Source organism: Streptococcus oralis subsp. dentisani (assembly GCF_002096615.1).
Lineage (GTDB): Bacteria > Bacillota > Bacilli > Lactobacillales > Streptococcaceae > Streptococcus > Streptococcus oralis_U.
Genome location: NZ_NCUX01000028.1, coordinates 29,982 through 46,998 on the forward strand (window position 1 = coordinate 29,982; position 17,017 = coordinate 46,998).

At 41.6% G+C, this 17,017-nt stretch carries 14 protein-coding genes; 12 read left to right on the top strand and 2 right to left on the bottom strand.

The window, feature by feature from the left end:
• The first annotated feature begins 110 nt into the window (after window positions 1-110).
• From purD to purB, 8 genes are all read left to right on the top strand, one after another.
• Window positions 111-1,376, top strand: coding sequence for a phosphoribosylamine--glycine ligase (gene purD / locus B7708_RS02155; RefSeq protein WP_084973411.1), 1,266 nt, complete (start codon window positions 111-113; stop codon window positions 1,374-1,376).
• Between the two features lie 191 nt (window positions 1,377-1,567).
• Window positions 1,568-2,056, top strand: a complete 489-nt coding sequence (purE, locus tag B7708_RS02160; protein ID WP_000805606.1) for a 5-(carboxyamino)imidazole ribonucleotide mutase — start codon at window positions 1,568-1,570, stop codon at window positions 2,054-2,056.
• Window positions 2,043-3,116 (top strand): 5-(carboxyamino)imidazole ribonucleotide synthase, encoded by a 1,074-nt coding sequence (gene purK, locus B7708_RS02165; RefSeq protein ID WP_084973413.1) that lies wholly within the window; start codon window positions 2,043-2,045, stop codon window positions 3,114-3,116. Before purE ends, purK begins: the two co-directional genes overlap by 14 nt.
• Window positions 3,117-3,128: 12 nt before the next feature.
• Complete coding sequence (locus B7708_RS02170; protein WP_084973415.1) at window positions 3,129-4,391, top strand: PD-(D/E)XK nuclease family protein; 1,263 nt, start codon at window positions 3,129-3,131, stop codon at window positions 4,389-4,391.
• Window positions 4,392-4,424: 33 nt separating this feature from the next.
• Window positions 4,425-4,652 (top strand): phosphoribosylaminoimidazole carboxylase, encoded by a 228-nt coding sequence (locus B7708_RS02175; RefSeq protein WP_084973417.1) that lies wholly within the window; start codon window positions 4,425-4,427, stop codon window positions 4,650-4,652.
• Between the two features lie 64 nt (window positions 4,653-4,716).
• Window positions 4,717-5,250: a hypothetical protein gene (locus tag B7708_RS02180; RefSeq protein WP_084973420.1), complete on the top strand. Its 534-nt coding sequence runs from the start codon at window positions 4,717-4,719 to the stop codon at window positions 5,248-5,250.
• The gene (locus tag B7708_RS02185; RefSeq protein ID WP_084973422.1) at window positions 5,243-6,301 is read left to right on the top strand and encodes a hypothetical protein; all 1,059 of its coding nucleotides are present in this window, start codon (window positions 5,243-5,245) and stop codon (window positions 6,299-6,301) included. Before B7708_RS02180 ends, B7708_RS02185 begins: the two co-directional genes overlap by 8 nt.
• Entirely contained in the window at window positions 6,298-7,596 is a 1,299-nt protein-coding gene (gene purB / locus B7708_RS02190) for an adenylosuccinate lyase (RefSeq protein WP_084973424.1), read from the top strand. The genes B7708_RS02185 and purB overlap by 4 nt, the downstream gene beginning before the upstream one ends.
• A 56-nt stretch (window positions 7,597-7,652) precedes the next feature.
• On the opposite strand, the gene strH is transcribed toward purB, so the two are convergent.
• Together strH and B7708_RS02200 are read right to left on the bottom strand one after the other, a co-directional pair.
• Complete coding sequence (gene strH, locus B7708_RS02195; RefSeq protein ID WP_084973426.1) at window positions 7,653-11,684, bottom strand: LPXTG-anchored beta-N-acetylhexosaminidase StrH; 4,032 nt, start codon at window positions 11,682-11,684, stop codon at window positions 7,653-7,655.
• 299 nt (window positions 11,685-11,983) lie between these two features.
• Window positions 11,984-12,700 (bottom strand): GntR family transcriptional regulator, encoded by a 717-nt coding sequence (locus B7708_RS02200; protein ID WP_001007187.1) that lies wholly within the window; start codon window positions 12,698-12,700, stop codon window positions 11,984-11,986.
• A gap of 315 nt (window positions 12,701-13,015) precedes the next feature.
• Between B7708_RS02200 and B7708_RS02205 the strand changes: the two genes are divergently transcribed.
• Genes B7708_RS02205 through B7708_RS02220 form a run of 4 tightly spaced genes read left to right on the top strand, consistent with a single transcriptional unit; the run spans window position 13,016 to window position 17,016 of the window.
• A complete protein-coding gene (locus B7708_RS02205; RefSeq protein WP_084973428.1) occupies window positions 13,016-14,803 on the top strand; it encodes a glycoside hydrolase family 35 protein in 1,788 nt (595 codons plus the stop codon).
• Window positions 14,800-15,276 (top strand): PTS sugar transporter subunit IIB, encoded by a 477-nt coding sequence (locus B7708_RS02210; RefSeq protein ID WP_000156968.1) that lies wholly within the window; start codon window positions 14,800-14,802, stop codon window positions 15,274-15,276. The genes B7708_RS02205 and B7708_RS02210 overlap by 4 nt, the downstream gene beginning before the upstream one ends.
• Before the next feature lie 26 nt (window positions 15,277-15,302).
• The gene (locus B7708_RS02215) at window positions 15,303-16,208 is read left to right on the top strand and encodes a PTS mannose/fructose/sorbose/N-acetylgalactosamine transporter subunit IIC (RefSeq protein WP_045616654.1); all 906 of its coding nucleotides are present in this window, start codon (window positions 15,303-15,305) and stop codon (window positions 16,206-16,208) included.
• Window positions 16,195-17,016, top strand: coding sequence for a PTS system mannose/fructose/sorbose family transporter subunit IID (locus tag B7708_RS02220; protein WP_000185284.1), 822 nt, complete (start codon window positions 16,195-16,197; stop codon window positions 17,014-17,016). Before B7708_RS02215 ends, B7708_RS02220 begins: the two co-directional genes overlap by 14 nt.
• The last annotated feature ends 1 nt before the right edge of the window (window position 17,017 follow it).

Consider the following 17,017-nt stretch of genomic DNA (forward strand, 5'->3'; position numbering starts at 1 on the left):
GGAAGAAAACAGTTTCTTTCCTTTTTTGACTTAAAATGCTAAGTAAAAGAAGATTAATACGAACGTTTGTGATATAATGTTAGTAAATAATTCGCAAAAGAGGTTGAGAGATGAAGCTGTTAGTTGTCGGTTCGGGTGGTCGTGAACATGCGATTGCCAAGAAGTTGCTTGAGTCAAAAGACGTTGAAAATGTTTTTGTAGCTCCTGGGAATGACGGAATGACTCTGGATGGTCTGGAATTGGTAAACATCTCTATTTCCGAACATTATAAGTTGATTGAATTTGCAAAAGCCAATGATATTGCTTGGGCCTTTATCGGTCCTGATGATGCCCTTGCCGCTGGTATCGTAGATGATTTTAACAAAGCTGGGCTCAAGGCTTTTGGTCCGACTAGAGCTGCAGCCGAGCTGGAGTGGTCCAAGGATTTCGCAAAGGAAATCATGCTCAAATATGGTGTTCCGACAGCAGCCTATGGCACATTTTCAGATTTCGAGGAGGCCAAGGCTTATATCGAGGAGAAAGGCGCTCCTATCGTTGTCAAGGCAGATGGTTTGGCACTTGGGAAGGGTGTCGTCGTTGCGGAGACGGTTGAGCAAGCCGTCGAAGCTGCTCACGAGATGCTTTTAGACAATAAATTCGGTGACTCGGGGGCGCGAGTGGTCATCGAGGAATTCCTTGAAGGGGAGGAATTTTCACTCTTTGCCTTTGTCAATGGGGACAAGTTCTACATTATGCCAACGGCTCAGGACCACAAACGTGCTTATGATGGCGACAAGGGTCCTAACACTGGTGGGATGGGTGCCTATGCGCCAGTTCCTCACTTGCCACAGAGCGTGGTTGACACAGCGGTTGACACTATTGTCAAGCCAGTCCTTGAAGGGATGATCAAAGAAGGTCGTTCGTATCTTGGTGTCCTTTACGCGGGGCTTATCTTGACCGTAGACGGACCTAAGGTTATCGAGTTCAACGCTCGGTTCGGAGATCCAGAAACTCAGATTATCTTGCCTCGTTTGACATCTGACTTTGCACAAAATATCACGGATATTCTCGATGGCAAGGAGCCAAACATCACATGGACGGACAAGGGTGTGACTCTGGGTGTGGTTGTTGCATCCAAGGGTTACCCGCTAGACTATGCAAAGGGTGTCGAGTTGCCAACTAAGACCGAAGACGACATCATTACCTACTATGCAGGGGCTAAGTTTGCGGAAAATAGCAGAGCACTGCTATCCAACGGCGGACGAGTTTATATGCTGGTCACCACAGCCGATACCGTTAAAGAAGCCCAAGATACCATCTACAAGGAACTCGACAAACAAAACACAGAAGGCCTCTTTTACCGAACCGATATCGGGAGCAAGGCTATAAAAGATTAACAGATACAAAAATTGTCATGGCGAGCGAAAGCGAGCCACTATAGGATAATCGTCGCAGTAGTGGAACTCCTAGTAGCAAAGCTACTAGGAGCGGGAAACTGGAGACCTAGGCTCCAGTTTTAGTAATGGAACGCCATAGGCGGTCGCTTACGTCCGCACTACAATAGACGATTATTAAAAAAGGAGAAGAAATGAAACCAGTAATTTCCATCATCATGGGCTCAAAATCCGACTGGGCAACCATGCAAAAAACAGCAGAAGTTCTAGACCGCTTCGGTGTAGCCTACGAAAAGAAAGTTGTCTCTGCCCACCGTACTCCAGACCTCATGTTCAGACATGCTGAAGAAGCTCGTAGCCGTGGCATCAAGGTCATCATCGCAGGTGCTGGTGGTGCGGCCCATTTGCCAGGAATGGTAGCGGCTAAGACCACTCTGCCTGTCATCGGTGTACCGGTCAAATCACGTGCTCTTAGCGGTGTAGACTCGCTCTATTCTATCGTTCAGATGCCGGGTGGCGTGCCTGTTGCGACCATGGCCATCGGTGAAGCGGGTGCGACTAACGCTGCTCTCTTTGCCCTCCGTCTCCTTTCAGTAGAAGATCAGGCTATCGCGACAGCTTTGGCTGATTTCGCAGAAGAGCAAGGAAAAATCGCAGAGGAGTCTACAAATGAGCTCATCTAAAACAATCGGAATTATCGGTGGCGGTCAGCTGGGTCAGATGATGGCCATTTCTGCTATCTACATGGGGCACAAGGTTATCGCGCTGGATCCTGCGGCGGATTGTCCTGCCTCTCGTGTAGCGGAAATCATAGTGGCTCCTTATAACGATGTGGATGCCCTTCGTCAGTTAGCTGAGCGTTGCGATGTCCTTACCTATGAGTTTGAAAATGTCGATGCTGACGGTTTGGATGCCGTTATCAAGGGTGGACAACTCCCTCAAGGAACAGACCTGCTCCGCATTTCTCAAAATCGTATCTTTGAAAAGGATTTTTTGTCAAATAAGGCTCAAGTCACTGTTGCACCCTACAAGGTCGTGACTTCTAGCCAAGACTTGGCAGATATTGATCTATCGAAAAACTATGTCCTTAAGACCGCGACTGGAGGCTACGATGGGCATGGACAAAAGGTTATTCGCTCAGTAGCAGACTTGGAAGAAGCCCGTGCACTAGCTGACTCAGCAGACTGTGTCTTGGAAGAATTTGTCAATTTCGACTTGGAGATTTCTGTCATCGTATCTGGGAATGGCAAGGACGTGACGGTTTTCCCAGTTCAGGAAAATATCCACCGCAACAATATTCTTTCAAAGACCATCGTGCCAGCCCGCATTTCGGAAAGGCTAGCAGATAAAGCTAAAACCATGGCAGTGCGAATCGCAGAACAGCTTAACTTGTCTGGAACGCTCTGTGTGGAAATGTTTGCGACGGCTGATGACATCATTGTCAATGAAATTGCGCCACGTCCACACAACTCAGGACACTACTCTATTGAAGCCTGCGACTTCTCGCAATTTGACACCCATATCTTAGGTGTTCTCGGAGAACAATTACCAGCCATCAAACTGCATGCCCCAGCTGTCATGCTCAATGTCCTCGGTCAGCATGTCGAGGCCGCTGAAAAATATGTCACAGAAAATCCAAGCGCCCACCTCCACCTATATGGTAAAATAGAAGCGAAGCACAACCGCAAGATGGGACACGTGACTTTGTTTAGTGATGTGCCGGATGAGGTTGAGGAATTTTGATAAGGGAATACAATGGATATTAAAGATTATGTGAATTTGATTGAAACAATTCGAGTAGGGAATCCTAATCTAAAAAAATATGTTGATAAACTAGTGATTGAGTCAGTTCCCAATTTTTGGGAAATTATTGAGTATGGAAATACAAAAGACAGAAACATGCGTAGCGCTCATGAAATTCGATATTCGAGATTTATTAGATGGTTGTTAGACCCTGCTGAGAACCATAACTTAGGTCACTTATTTATTAGAGAATTATTAAAATCGGTAGAAGATATAGACATATCTAACAAGGAAATCCATTCATTTTTCTCTGATGATAGTGCAGATGCTATAGTGTGTCAAACAGAATATGAAAATATTGATGTTTATTACTATAACGAAGATAAGCAAATTCAAATTGCTATTGAAGTGAAACAATATTCCTCAGAACATAATAGTAGTGGCTCTGAGGAGTCTCAGTTAACTCAATACTCTAAAATTTTAGATGAACGTTCTGGGAAACAATATAAATTTTTCTTAACTCCTAACGGTGACGAGCCAAGTATAGAGAACCAAGATTGGATTTCAATTGATTATAAAATAATATCCCATATTCTTGATGTTATGATTGCTAATAATCATGATTTAGATTTTATAAAGCTTGTAAAAGATTTCAGAGCTGACTTATTACGAACTGTCACGAATGTTTTGTTTACAAGAAATCAAGATGAGTTACGCTTACTTGCTAGTAAAAATAGACAACAAATTTTAAGTTATGAACCTGATAATCTACAATTTAATCTAGAATTTAAGAAAGCTATTTTAGAGTCGAATTTAGATGAAAAAAAGATTATTAAGACGGTAGAAGTTTTACAAGACAATATTTACAAACAAAATCATAATAAATCATCAGAGGAAGTAAAGAAATTAGTAAATAAACTCTTTGAATATTATTCTGGATGTTCTGGGCTAATGACTGATTATCAGAAGATTATAGATGACTTGTCATTGAGTGGATTTGTAAAAAAATCGAAAAAAGGACAGAATTTAACATTTATATCAGAAAAAGATTTGGATAGAGCAACTCAAATTTATATAGCTGGTGATAGTAATGGAGTTTTTCCCGCAGTATTTTGTATATTCAACCGAAATACAGGCAAATGGTCTAGCATAAAAAAAGAGCTTAAACTTTCTTCCAAAGATGCGTCTAGTTTATTACTTAATGATAACTTTCAGAATTTAATAATACAAATTAACACTGTATTAAATAGATATATGGTCCGTGTTAACAATTAAAGTAACCTATCATATATATATTAGGAGAAATCTATGATACAAATCATCGTTAATGCTTTTGTTGAAAAAGATAAGACTGGAGCAGCCGTCGAAGTCGTGTATGCTAGTAGCAATCACGCAAAAGTGAGGGCTAAATATGAAGAGTTAGTTGCTAAATACCCTGAAAACTATTTAGCAATTTATGACTTGAAATTGGATACCGATCTCAATGAATTATCTCACTACCCATCCGTGTTTATTGGGAAAGAGGAGTTTGAATAGGAAATAGCAAAATACAATTTAATTGATTTTTATTTCGAGTACTGATACTAGTTAGGAGTATAAAATGAAAAAATATTTGAGATTTTTAGTAACACCAGGTGACTTGTTTAATATTATTATCATTTTAATTGCTCTTTTTTTATCTTGGATAGGTACTTTAACTATTTTAGATGGAAATATTGATTTAAATTCACGATTTCCTATTTTTTTGTATACTACTCTTGCCACATTAGTATCATCTATACTTGATCCCATTTTAGAAATTCTAAAAGTTGAGTCTAAAAAGAGAAAACTGATAGTAATATTATTGGGAATTCTAGCTAGCTTAGCAACCTTTTGTTATAGCTTTTATGATAATTCAATATTCGTAAATCTTCAGTCAATCTCGAAGCGAGGAGGTTTCTCGGCTGTATCTGTAGCGTTATTATTATTTAATCTGACTTATATAAACTACCAGCTACAAAAAATTAGAGAAGAAGAGTTAAACGAAGAGAAACGAAAACACCTTGAAGACAAACTAAAATTAAAAGCTACCCTAGAAGAAAAAATTGAGCTTGAAGAGCGTGTGTTAAAATTAGAAGGAAGAATGAATGAATAAATTAGAATTAAAATTGTCTTCGCAAAAAAGTGACGATACACTATATACAAATTGGCAAATTTCAAAATTATCTAATGATTTTAGTGAATTCTATTATAAATCAGTTTTATTACATGATATTTCTATCTATCTTGATCAAGGTGTTCTTAAAAATGATGTTATTATTTTTAATTCATCTATAAAAATTAACAATCAATATACAAAATATAGAATTCCAGAGCTTGATTTAAATAATCCTACTGATGTTGTGAAATATTATCACTTAGGCTCACCAATTTCTCTCTTTCCTAATAAACAAGTTTTAGTTTTACATGAATTTTTTGAAGCTTACAGAGTGTATTTTTCTATTACTAGTAAGTACAAGTTAAATTTAGGTAATAAGAGGGATGATTTATCGGAACTATTTAATATCTCTAGAGAATCTTCAGATGTATTGAATTTCAGTTTTGTAGAGTTCTTTAGTGAGAAAATAACAGAGAATAACGAACTAGAAAGTGATAATAGAAGGAAGTGTCTTCAGGAAATACAATCTAAGTTTAAAATTAGAGATAATGAATTGATAGAATTATTTAATAGTTTTGATGAAAAGCAATTATCCAAGCAGTTTGATTATATATTTAACCGATTTGAACGTCCAATCGTTGGTATCAAGATGGAAGATGATAAAATTAAGCTCTTAGGAAATGAGTTCTTTGTACAATCGAAATTTACTTATTCGAATGACCGTTTTTTGGAGACCAGATCAATAAGTCAAAATAGTCCTTTAGAGATGATACTTAATATGTCAATCATAGTCGTCCCTTATTTGTGGCTTATTTTGAGAGAAAAACGTGATGTGATGGAAATGCAAAATCAAAATGGTCAATTGGATCAAGAAATAGCAAGGTTGGATACAGAAATCAAAAATTTAGAAAAGATTTCTGAAGACGAAGGTATTTCATTAAATCAATCAACTCCGTTACCTAATTTAAAAAAATCTGTAATACAAAAAGGTGAATCTGTACTAGATGAACTTGAAGCAAAAGTAATGCAAGGAGAAATAACAACATGATCAACCGTTACTCTCGCCCAGAAATGGCGAACATTTGGAGTGAAGAAAATAAATACCGTGCTTGGCTTGAGGTGGAAATCTTGGCCGACGAAGCATGGGCTGAGTTGGGGGAAATCCCTAAGGAAGATGTGGCTTTGATTCGCGAAAAGGCGAACTTTGACATCGACCGTATTTTGGAGATTGAGCAGGAGACTCGCCACGATGTGGTGGCCTTTACGCGTGCGGTTTCTGAGACTCTTGGTGAAGAGCGCAAGTGGGTCCACTACGGCTTGACTTCTACTGACGTGGTGGATACTGCCTACGGTTACCTCTACAAGCAGGCTAACGACATCATCCGTCGTGACCTTGAAAACTTCACCAACATCATCGCTGATAAGGCTAAGGAGCACAAGTTCACCATCATGATGGGGCGTACTCACGGTGTGCATGCGGAGCCTACAACCTTTGGTCTGAAATTGGCGACTTGGTATAGCGAAATGAAGCGCAACATTGAGCGTTTCGAGCATGCAGCTGCTGGTGTGGAAGCTGGTAAAATTTCTGGTGCAGTTGGGAACTTTGCTAACATCCCACCATTTGTAGAGGAATACGTCTGTGACAAACTGGGTATCCGTGCCCAAGAAATCTCTACACAGGTGCTTCCTCGTGACCTTCACGCTGAGTACTTTGCAGTTCTTGCTAGCATCGCGACTTCCATCGAGCGTATGGCGACTGAGATTCGTGGTTTGCAAAAGTCTGAGCAACGCGAAGTAGAAGAGTTCTTTGCCAAAGGGCAAAAAGGCTCTTCAGCAATGCCTCACAAACGCAACCCTATCGGTTCTGAAAACATGACAGGTCTTGCGCGTGTCATCCGTGGTCACATGATGACGGCCTATGAAAACGTCGCTCTCTGGCATGAACGTGATATTTCCCACTCATCAGCTGAGCGTATCATCACACCAGATACAACCATTTTGATCGACTACATGCTCAACCGTTTTGGAAACATCGTTAAGAACTTGACGGTCTTCCCAGAAAACATGATCCGCAATATGAACTCTACTTTTGGTCTTATCTTTAGCCAACGTGCTATGTTGACCTTGATTGAGAAGGGAATGACCCGTGAGCAAGCCTATGACTTGGTGCAACCAAAAACAGCCTACTCTTGGGATAACCAAGTAGACTTTAAACCACTTCTTGAAGCAGATCCAGAAGTGACTTCGCGTCTGACTCAAGAGGAAATCGACGAAATCTTCAACCCTGCATACTACACCAAACGAGTGGATGATATCTTTGAACGTATCGGACTTGGTGATTAATCCTAACAATAAAAAGCGAGATTCAATCTCGCTTTTTATATGCTTATCGAAGGGTGTTAATCTTCTTTTTTCTTAGTGAGCCCGTAAGCTGCTAGTGTGGCCATGAGTCCTGCTGCGACCAAGCCTGCAGAGTCTTGACTTCCTGTTGCAGGGAGTTGTTTTTCATCTGCTTTGCTAGTAGTTGCTTCAGCTTGCTCAGCTTTCTCAACGGCAGTTCCGACTTCGACAACCTGAGCGACCGCTTCATGCGATACCGCACTATTGACAAGGGTTCTTTCTTCCTTGCCGTCAGCAGTAGTGCTAACAGAGTAGAAGACGGTACGGCGACCATTTACTCCAGAAACGACGACTTGACTTTGTCCTTTTGGCAATTGCGGATTTTCACGTGTCACGGTAGTGAACGGAATCTCTTCTTCTTGGATGTCCAGTCTAGGTTTTTCTTCTGTGGCTGGGGCAAGACCGTGTTCATCCCCTACATGGGTAACAAGGGTTCCGACTTCAATGACTTGTGTCACTGCTTCTTGCGTTACAAGGCTATCGACAAGAGTCTTCACTTCTTTGCCATCAGCACTAGTGCTCACAGAGTAGTAATGACTGCGACGACCGTTAACACCTCTGGTAAGGACTTGAGTCTTCCCCTTGAGCAAGAGTGGATTTTCACGTGTCACGGTAGTGAACGGAATCTCTTCCTCTTGGATGTCCAGTCTAGGTTTTGTCTCTGCGGCTGGAGCAAGACCGTGTTCATCCCCTTTGTGAGTAATAGGGGCGCCGATTTCAACCACTTGGATCACAGGTTCTTTGGTTACTTGGCTATCTAGAACAGTTTCTGTTTGTTGCCTATTTTCAGTAAGGACAGAGATGTAATGAGTGCGTTCGCCCTCTACACCTGGTGTGATGATCTTTTCCTGACCAGCTGGGAGATTTGGATTTTCCTTCTTGATAACTTCAAAAGGAATCTTTTCTGCTCTTGTGATGAGTTCCGGTTTGGTTTCAACATTGGCAGCTAGTTCGTTTTCATCGAGGCTTCCTGAGTGGGTTGCTGCTGGTTTGAGGCCTAGGCGGGCTGCCTTGAGTTTGGCTACGAGAGCGTCTAACTCGGCTTGTTTGTTACGGTTGAGGTTGTAGTTGAGAGCTTCTTTAGCTGCATTTAGGGCATCCAAGCTTTCCTTACTGTATCCATCCAAGTTTGCAGGGATTTGAGCAAGTTCCTCACGGAGGGCATTGTAGTTAGCGCGGAAGTAGTCTTTGTTATTGTCTGCAAAGGCAGTCATGAGTTCAAAAATTTCTTCTTCCTTGTACTCAGCGCTTGGTCTATCTGCCCAGATAGCAAGCATGCTTCCAACTGTTGGAAGGTCTACCTCAGGATATTTGGTAGATGCAAGCTGGTTAAATGGTGTTTTTTTAGTGTTTTCAATTGCTTTTTTGAGGAAACCGCCACCATCTTCAGGTTTTTGGCCGAGAATGTAGTACCAGTCTCCGTTGGTGTTAAGGAGTTTGTAACCTTTGCTTGCTAGGTACTGAGGCGTTGCAAGGTTGTAACCCCACCATCCCTTAGACCAGTAAGAGATGATGACATCCTTGTCAAACTCAACATCGTCCTTGTCCTCGTAGTAGAAACCATCGTTGAAGGCCATTGGTTGAAGGCCTCTTTCTTTGGCCATGGCAGCAAGGGTGTTAGAGTACTCAGCAAACTTGCCATAGAGTCCATACCATTTGAGGTAGTACCAGCCTTGCGCGTTGGTAGCATCATTAGCATATTCATCGGTACCGTAGTTGAAGATCTTAGTTTTGCCTGCAAAGAAGTCCATGTACTTGCCGATGAGGGCCTTAACAAAGTTCATAGCTTCTTCGTTTTCAAGGTCCATGGTTGTTTTGGAGACCTTGTCAAAGTTGGCTTGAGGATTCTTGATTCCAAGTTTTTCCATAGCAACGAGCATGGCATCCATGTGACCTGGGCTGTTGATCGCTGGGATGAGTCCGAGGCCTTTTGATTTTGCGTACTCGATCAATTCAGTGATTTCAGCTTGACTAAGAGTAGTTCCGTTTGGATCATCGTAGTAAGCTTTTGTTCCTTCAATGATGGCATTTTTGACATCGTCACTTGCATAAGTTTTTCCGTTAGCAGTGATAGTCATGTCATCAAGTAGGAAGCGAAGTCCGTCATTTCCTAGGAGGAGATGCACATCAGAATACCCAAGTTCACTAGCTTTATCAATGATACGTTTGAGTTGCTCAGCTGAGAAGTACTTACGTCCGGCATCGATGGAGATTACCTTGTTCTTGGCAAGTTTTTCAACTTCACGTTTCGCGTCTTCTTCTTTTTGAGCTTCTGGTGTGAAGGTTAAATTGCTTACAGCTTCTTGGAGTTTCGCGATTGCTTGATCAATGGTATCTTGTTGGGCACGGCTGAGGTTGCTATCGAGTGAGCGAATGGCTTTTTCAGCTTCTTTTACAGCTGCGACACTTTCTGCAGTATAGCGGTTAAGGTCTGTTGGTACTTCTTTCAGAGCTTGTTCAGCAGACTCATAGTCAGCTGCGAAGTATTCAGCATTGGCATTTGCGAAGCTACGCATGAGTTTGAAGAGGCGTGATGGTGAATAGCGTGCAGATGGGGTATCCGCCCAAGCAGCTACCATACCACCGATGAACGGGATAGTAGCCCCATCAGATTTTGGTACAGAAGTGATTGGAGTGTTCTTGATACCATTGAGTCCTTGGTCGAGGTTGTACCAGCCTTGACCATCGGCATTTCGTCCGAGGACGTAGTACCAAGCATCGTTGGTATTAAGGATTTGGTGGCCTTTTTCAACTAAAAGTTTAGAAGAAGCGACGTCGTATCCGCCCCATCCACCAGTCCACATAGAAACGATGATGTCTTTGTCAAAGGTTCCAAAGCTAGTGTCGCTATTGTAGTAGATACCGTCGTTAAAGGCCATTGGTTTGAGTCCGTGAGATTTGACGATGCGAGCTAGGTCGTTGGCGTAGGCGATAAATTTATCATAACCCTTGTCTGGGAATCCATCTTCTGGATACCATTTATAGGCTTGAAGAACGCTCCAGCCTTTAGCGTCTGTAGCATCATTGGCGTACTCGTCCAGTCCGATATTGAAGATGTCAGATTTGCCAGCGAAGTAAGCAGCATACTTGTCGATCAGAGCTTTGGTAAATGCAACCGCTTCTTTGTTATCAAGGTCAACGGTACGAGCAGATTCCTTACCAAAGTAGTTGAAGTTCGGTTTTTGGATGCCTAGTTCTTTCATGGCATGCAAAATCGCATCCATGTGGCCAGGGCTGTTGACTGTTGGGATTAGTCCGATACCTTTATCTTTGGCATAGTTAATCAAATCCGTCATTTGACTCTCTGTCAAATGGTTGCCGTTTGGATCCTTGTAGTAGGCATCGGTTCCGTTTTCGAGTGCACGTTTGACATCTTCACTGGCATAGGTTTTGCCATTGGCTTTGATCGTCATGTCGTCCAACATAAAACGCATGCCGTCATTTCCGACTAAGAGATGAAGATCAGTATAGCCGTAGTGTTTAGCTTTGTCGATGATTTCTTTGAGCTGCTCAGGTGAGAAGTACTTGCGTCCAGCGTCGATTGAGATCATTTTTCGTTTTGCCAGTTTTTCATTTACTTGACTTGCTCGTTCAACGCTCGGAGCAGCCACTGCTGGTGTAACGACTTCATTTTTCTTTTCTGAAGAAGTGCTTTCAGCAGGAGTTTCAGCTGGAGCAGGGCTTTCTTTCTCGGCAGTAGGAGTTGGAGCAGTATTTTCTGTCACAACTGGTGCGCTTGACTCTTCTGTTGTTGGAGTAACTGTTCGAGGAGCCTCCTGGTCTTCTTTGATCTCCTCTTTTACAGGCTTGTCAGCCTTTTCTTCCAGTTTTTCTTGAACCTTGGACTCTACAGTTGCTTCGGCTGCTTGTGGACTCTCCTGAATAGTTTGAACAGTTTCTTCAGCTGTTGGAGCTGGAGTAATCCCGTCGGCAGACACGACTTGGGTACCAAAAGCAAATCCTATGAGTACAGAAGCTGCTCCAATCGCGTACTTACGAATGGAGAAGCGCTGTTTCTTTTCTAGTTTCATGATAAAACCTCCCTGTTATTATATTGTATGATAGCGTTTACACAAAACTGTTTTTATTTTATTATCTAAGATATAAAAAGTCAAGCGGCTTTATGAAAGAACTATAATAAATGGAGGAAATCATAAGATTTAGGAAAAAATTGTCAAAAAACTAAAAACAAGGAAAATCTAGCCAATACTTAACTTGTTTTTAGTAAAAGCACTACTAATTAAAGAATTACCCTTCGTCATATGTTCATACTAAATGGTGCATGCTATAATGAACATAGAAAAAGCCTGAGCTAGGCTCAAGCTTTTTCTTAATGACCTCGATCACACGAGATGAATTTGATTTTGTAGTAGTCAGCTCGCTTATAAGTTTCACTATAGGCAAGGACTTGGCCAGTGGCTTCAAGTTTTGTAGTCTTTGTTTGGAAGACAGTTGGAAATTGTGTATCAATTCCCAACGTAGAAGCAGCATGCTCGGGTGTTGGGAATGCGATTTCGTTGATTTCCTCAAAATGCTCATCAGTCATGTGAATGCGGTAATCCAATTTGAAACGTTTATAGATAGAACTATAATAGTCAAGATTCGGATAGTTGGCGTTGATATATTGTTCGGGAATATAAGAAGTGTGGTAGATATAGGTCACACCGTTAGTTTGACGTGTCCGTTCGATCTTGTAGTAGAACTGGTCTCCACGCAAACCAAGTTTTTCCAAATATTCAAGCTTATTTCCACGTTCGATAGAAAGGACAGTTACCTTATCGTCTTTTGTTTCAAAAATTTCTACGTCTGAAAACTCAACGAGTTTGTGCTTACGAGCGCGTGAAACAAAAGTTCCTTTTCCTTGTTGGCGGACAATATAGCCATCTTTGGCAAGGTCGTTCAAGGCACGAACAACTGTGATAGAACTGACATCATACATGGCGATCAACTCTGCTTCAGTATAAAACTTGTCTCCACTCGCAAATTGACCTGAGATGATTTTATTCTTGAGTTCGTCTTTAATATATTGGTATTTTGGAATAGCCATAATTGCACCTCAATTTTTTTCTTTCTCCTTCTTTGATTTTACCACAAACACAAAGAAAATAGTAGCATTTAGATGAAAAAATAACATAATACATTAAAAATATTATTTTGCACATATATAAAAGCGCCGTCAAAACAGAGGTCGTGCAAAAGCCCTCATTTCATGCTATTTTTAGACAATTTTGGTAAAAAAGAAGTAAAAAAATAGAAAAATTTTAAAGAATTTTCTAAAACCTATTGACAAATGCAAAAGATTTGATTATAGTTAATATTATAATAAATGAAAGCGCAAACTTAATTCGTCAGAGGTAATAACATGACAAGATTTAAAATTGAGGACGATTTCTATTTAGACGAAAAACCGTTCAAGATTTTGTCCGGCGCCATTCATTATTTTAGGATTCCAGCAGAGGATTGGTATTATTCTCTCTATAACTTAAAGGCGCTTGGCTTTAATACAGTCGAGACCTATGTGGCTTGGAATTTACACGAACCTGTTGAAGGGGAGTTTGATTTTGAAGGTGCCAGAAATTTGGAGAGATTTCTTCAAATTGCACAAGATCTGGGTCTCTACGCCATTGTACGCCCGTCTCCATTTATCTGTGCGGAATGGGAATTTGGTGGCTTGCCGGCTTGGCTCTTGACCAAGGACATGCGAATTCGCTCGTCTGACCCGGCCTACATCGAGGCTGTTGCTCGCTATTATGACCAATTATTGCCAAGGCTTGTACCCCGCTTGTTGGATAATGGCGGAAACATTCTCATGATGCAAGTCGAAAATGAATATGGCTCTTATGGAGAAGATAAGTCTTATCTACGAGCGATTCGGAAATTGATGGAAGACCGAGGGATTGATTGCCCACTCTTTACTTCAGATGGTCCATGGAGGGCTACTCTGAAAGCCGGAACCTTGATCGAAGACGACCTCTTTGTGACAGGGAACTTCGGTTCTAAAGCTCCGTACAACTTTTCACAGATGCAGGAATTCTTTGATGAGTATGGTAAGAAATGGCCCCTCATGTGTATGGAATTCTGGGATGGTTGGTTCAACCGTTGGAAAGAGCCTATCATCACACGGGATCCTAAAGAATTGGCAGAAGCTGTTCGAGAGGTATTGGAACAAGGCTCTATCAACCTTTACATGTTCCATGGCGGAACAAACTTTGGTTTCATGAATGGTTGCTCGGCTCGAGGAACTCTAGATTTACCACAAGTCACATCTTACGACTATGATGCCCTTCTCGATGAAGAAGGAAATCCAACTGCTAAATACCTAGCAGTCAAGAAGATGATGGCAACACACTTCCCAGAGTATCCACAGTTGGAACCACTTTACAAGGAAAGCATGGAAATGGAATCCATTCCACTAGTCGAAAAAGTGTCCTTGTTTGAAACCCTGGATAGTCTCTCTAGTCCTACTGAAAGCCTCTATCCAAAAGCGATGGAAGAACTTGGACAAAGCTATGGCTACCTTCTCTACCGCACTGAGGCAAGTTGGGATGCAGAAGAGGAACGCCTCCGTATCATCGATGGACGTGACCGAGCTCAACTCTTTGTAGATGGTCAATGGATTGCTACTCAATACCAGACAGAGATTGGTGAAGACATCTACTGTCAGGGCAATCGAGAAGGCTGTTCAGAGATTGATATCCTGATCGAAAATATGGGGCGTGTTAACTATGGACACAAGTTCTTAGCAGATACGCAACATAAAGGAATTCGTACAGGTGTCTGCAAAGATCTACATTTCTTACTGAATTGGAAACAATATCCACTGCCACTGGATAATCCTGAGAAGATTGATTTTTCAAAAGGATGGACAGAAGGACAACCAGCCTTTTACGCTTTCGACTTTACGGTCGAAGAGCCGAAGGATACCTACTTAGACTTGTCTGAGTTTGGTAAGGGAGTTGCCTTTGTCAACGGGCGCCACCTAGGGCGTTTCTGGAACGTCGGCCCGACCCTCTCACTTTATATCCCTCATAGCTATCTCAAGGAAGGTGCTAACCGCATCATCATCTTTGAAACTGAGGGCGAATATAAAGAAGAGATTCATTTAACTCGTAAACCTACACTAAAACACATAAAGGGGGAAAACTTATGACAATTGTAGGATGCCGTATCGATGGACGTTTGATCCATGGTCAAGTAGCCAATCTTTGGGCTGGAAAACTAAATGTTTCACGCATTATGGTTGTAGACGACGAAGTTGTTAACAACGATATTGAAAAGAGTGGTTTGAAACTTGCGACACCACCAGGTGTGAAACTCAGTATCTTGCCAGTTGAGAAAGCAGCAGCAAATATCCTTGCTGGTAAATACGATAGCCAACGTCTCTTTATCGTTGCACGTAAACCAGACCGTTTCCTTGGTTTGGTCGAAGCAGGTGTTCCGCTTGAAACACTCAACGTCGGCAATATGTCTCAAACACCAGAAACTCGCTCTATCACACGTTCTATCAACGTGGTAGACAAGGATGTGGAAGACTTCCACAAACTAGCAGAAAAAGGTGTGAAACTCACTGCTCAAATGGTTCCAAATGATCCAGTTTCAGACTTTTTGAGCTTATTAAAATAGGAAAAAATTTTTAGGAGGTCATTGTTATGATACAATGGTGGCAAATTTTACTTCTCACTTTGTACTCAGCTTATCAAATCTGTGATGAGTTGACAATCGTTTCATCTGCAGGTTCCCCTGTATTCGCTGGTTTTATTACTGGTTTGATCATGGGAGATGTGACAACTGGTTTGTTTATCGGTGGTAGCTTGCAGTTGTTCGTTCTCGGGGTTGGTACCTTCGGTGGTGCTTCTCGTATCGACGCAACTTCTGGTGCGGTTCTTGCAACAGCATTCTCTATCTCTCAAGGTATTGATACAGACCTTGCGATTACAACAATCGCTGTACCAGTAGCGGCACTTTTGACATACTTCGACGTTCTTGGACGTATGACAACTACTTTCTTTGCACACCGTATTGATGCTGCGATCGAACGCTTTGACTACAAAGGTATCGAACGCAACTACCTACTTGGTGCGCTTCCATGGGCTCTTTCTCGTGCCCTTCCAGTATTCTTCGCTCTTGCTTTTGGTGGTGCTTTCGTACAATCAGTAGTAGACCTTGTTAAAGAATACCAATGGGTTGCAGACGGTTTGACACTTGCAGGTCGTATGCTTCCAGGTCTTGGATTTGCAATCTTGCTTCGTTACCTTCCAGTTAAACGTAACCTTCACTACCTTGCAATGGGATTTGGTTTGACAGCTATGTTGACTGTCCTTTACTCATATGTAACAGGTCTTGGTGGAGCTGTTGCGGGTATCCTTGGTACTCTTCCTGCTGATGTTGCTGAAAAGATTGGCTTTGCTAACAACTTCAAAGGTTTGTCTATGATCGGTGTTTCTATCGTAGGTATCTTCCTTGCAGTTGTTCACTTTAAGAACAGCCAAAAAGTAGCTGTAGCAGCACCTTCTACACCATCAGAAAGTGGGGAAATCGAAGATGACGAATTCTAATTACAAACTTACAAAAGAAGATTTTAATCAAATCAACAAACGTAGCTTGTTTACTTTCCAATTAGGTTGGAACTACGAACGTATGCAAGCTTCTGGTTACCTTTACATGATCTTGCCTCAATTGCGTAAAATGTATGGGGATGGAACTCCTGAATTGAAAGAAATGATGAAAGTTCATACTCAATTCTTCAATACTTCACCATTCTTCCACACAATTATCGCTGGTTTTGACCTTGCCATGGAAGAAAAAGATGGTGTGGGTTCAAAAGATGCCGTTAACGGTATCAAGACAGGTTTGATGGGACCATTTGCTCCTCTTGGAGATACAATCTTTGGTTCACTTGTACCTGCTATCATGGGATCTATCGCAGCAACTATGGCTATCGCAGGTCAACCATGGGGTATCTTCCTTTGGATCGCAGTTGCAGTTGCTTATGACATCTTCCGTTGGAAACAATTGGAATTTGCCTACAAAGAAGGGGTTAACCTTATCAACAACATGCAAAGTACCTTGACAGCTTTAATTGACGCTGCATCTGTACTTGGTGTCTTCATGATGGGTGCTCTTGTAGCAACAATGATCAACTTTGACATTTCTTACAAATTGCCAATCGGTGAAAAGATGATTGACTTCCAAGACATCTTGAACTCAATCTTCCCACGCTTGCTTCCAGCAATCTTTACTGCCTTTATCTTCTGGTTGCTTGGTAAGAAAGGTATGAACTCTACTAAAGCGATCGGTATCATTATCGTTCTTGCAGTAGGTCTTTCATTCATCGGTAAATTCTTGCTTGGAATGGGCGCATAAT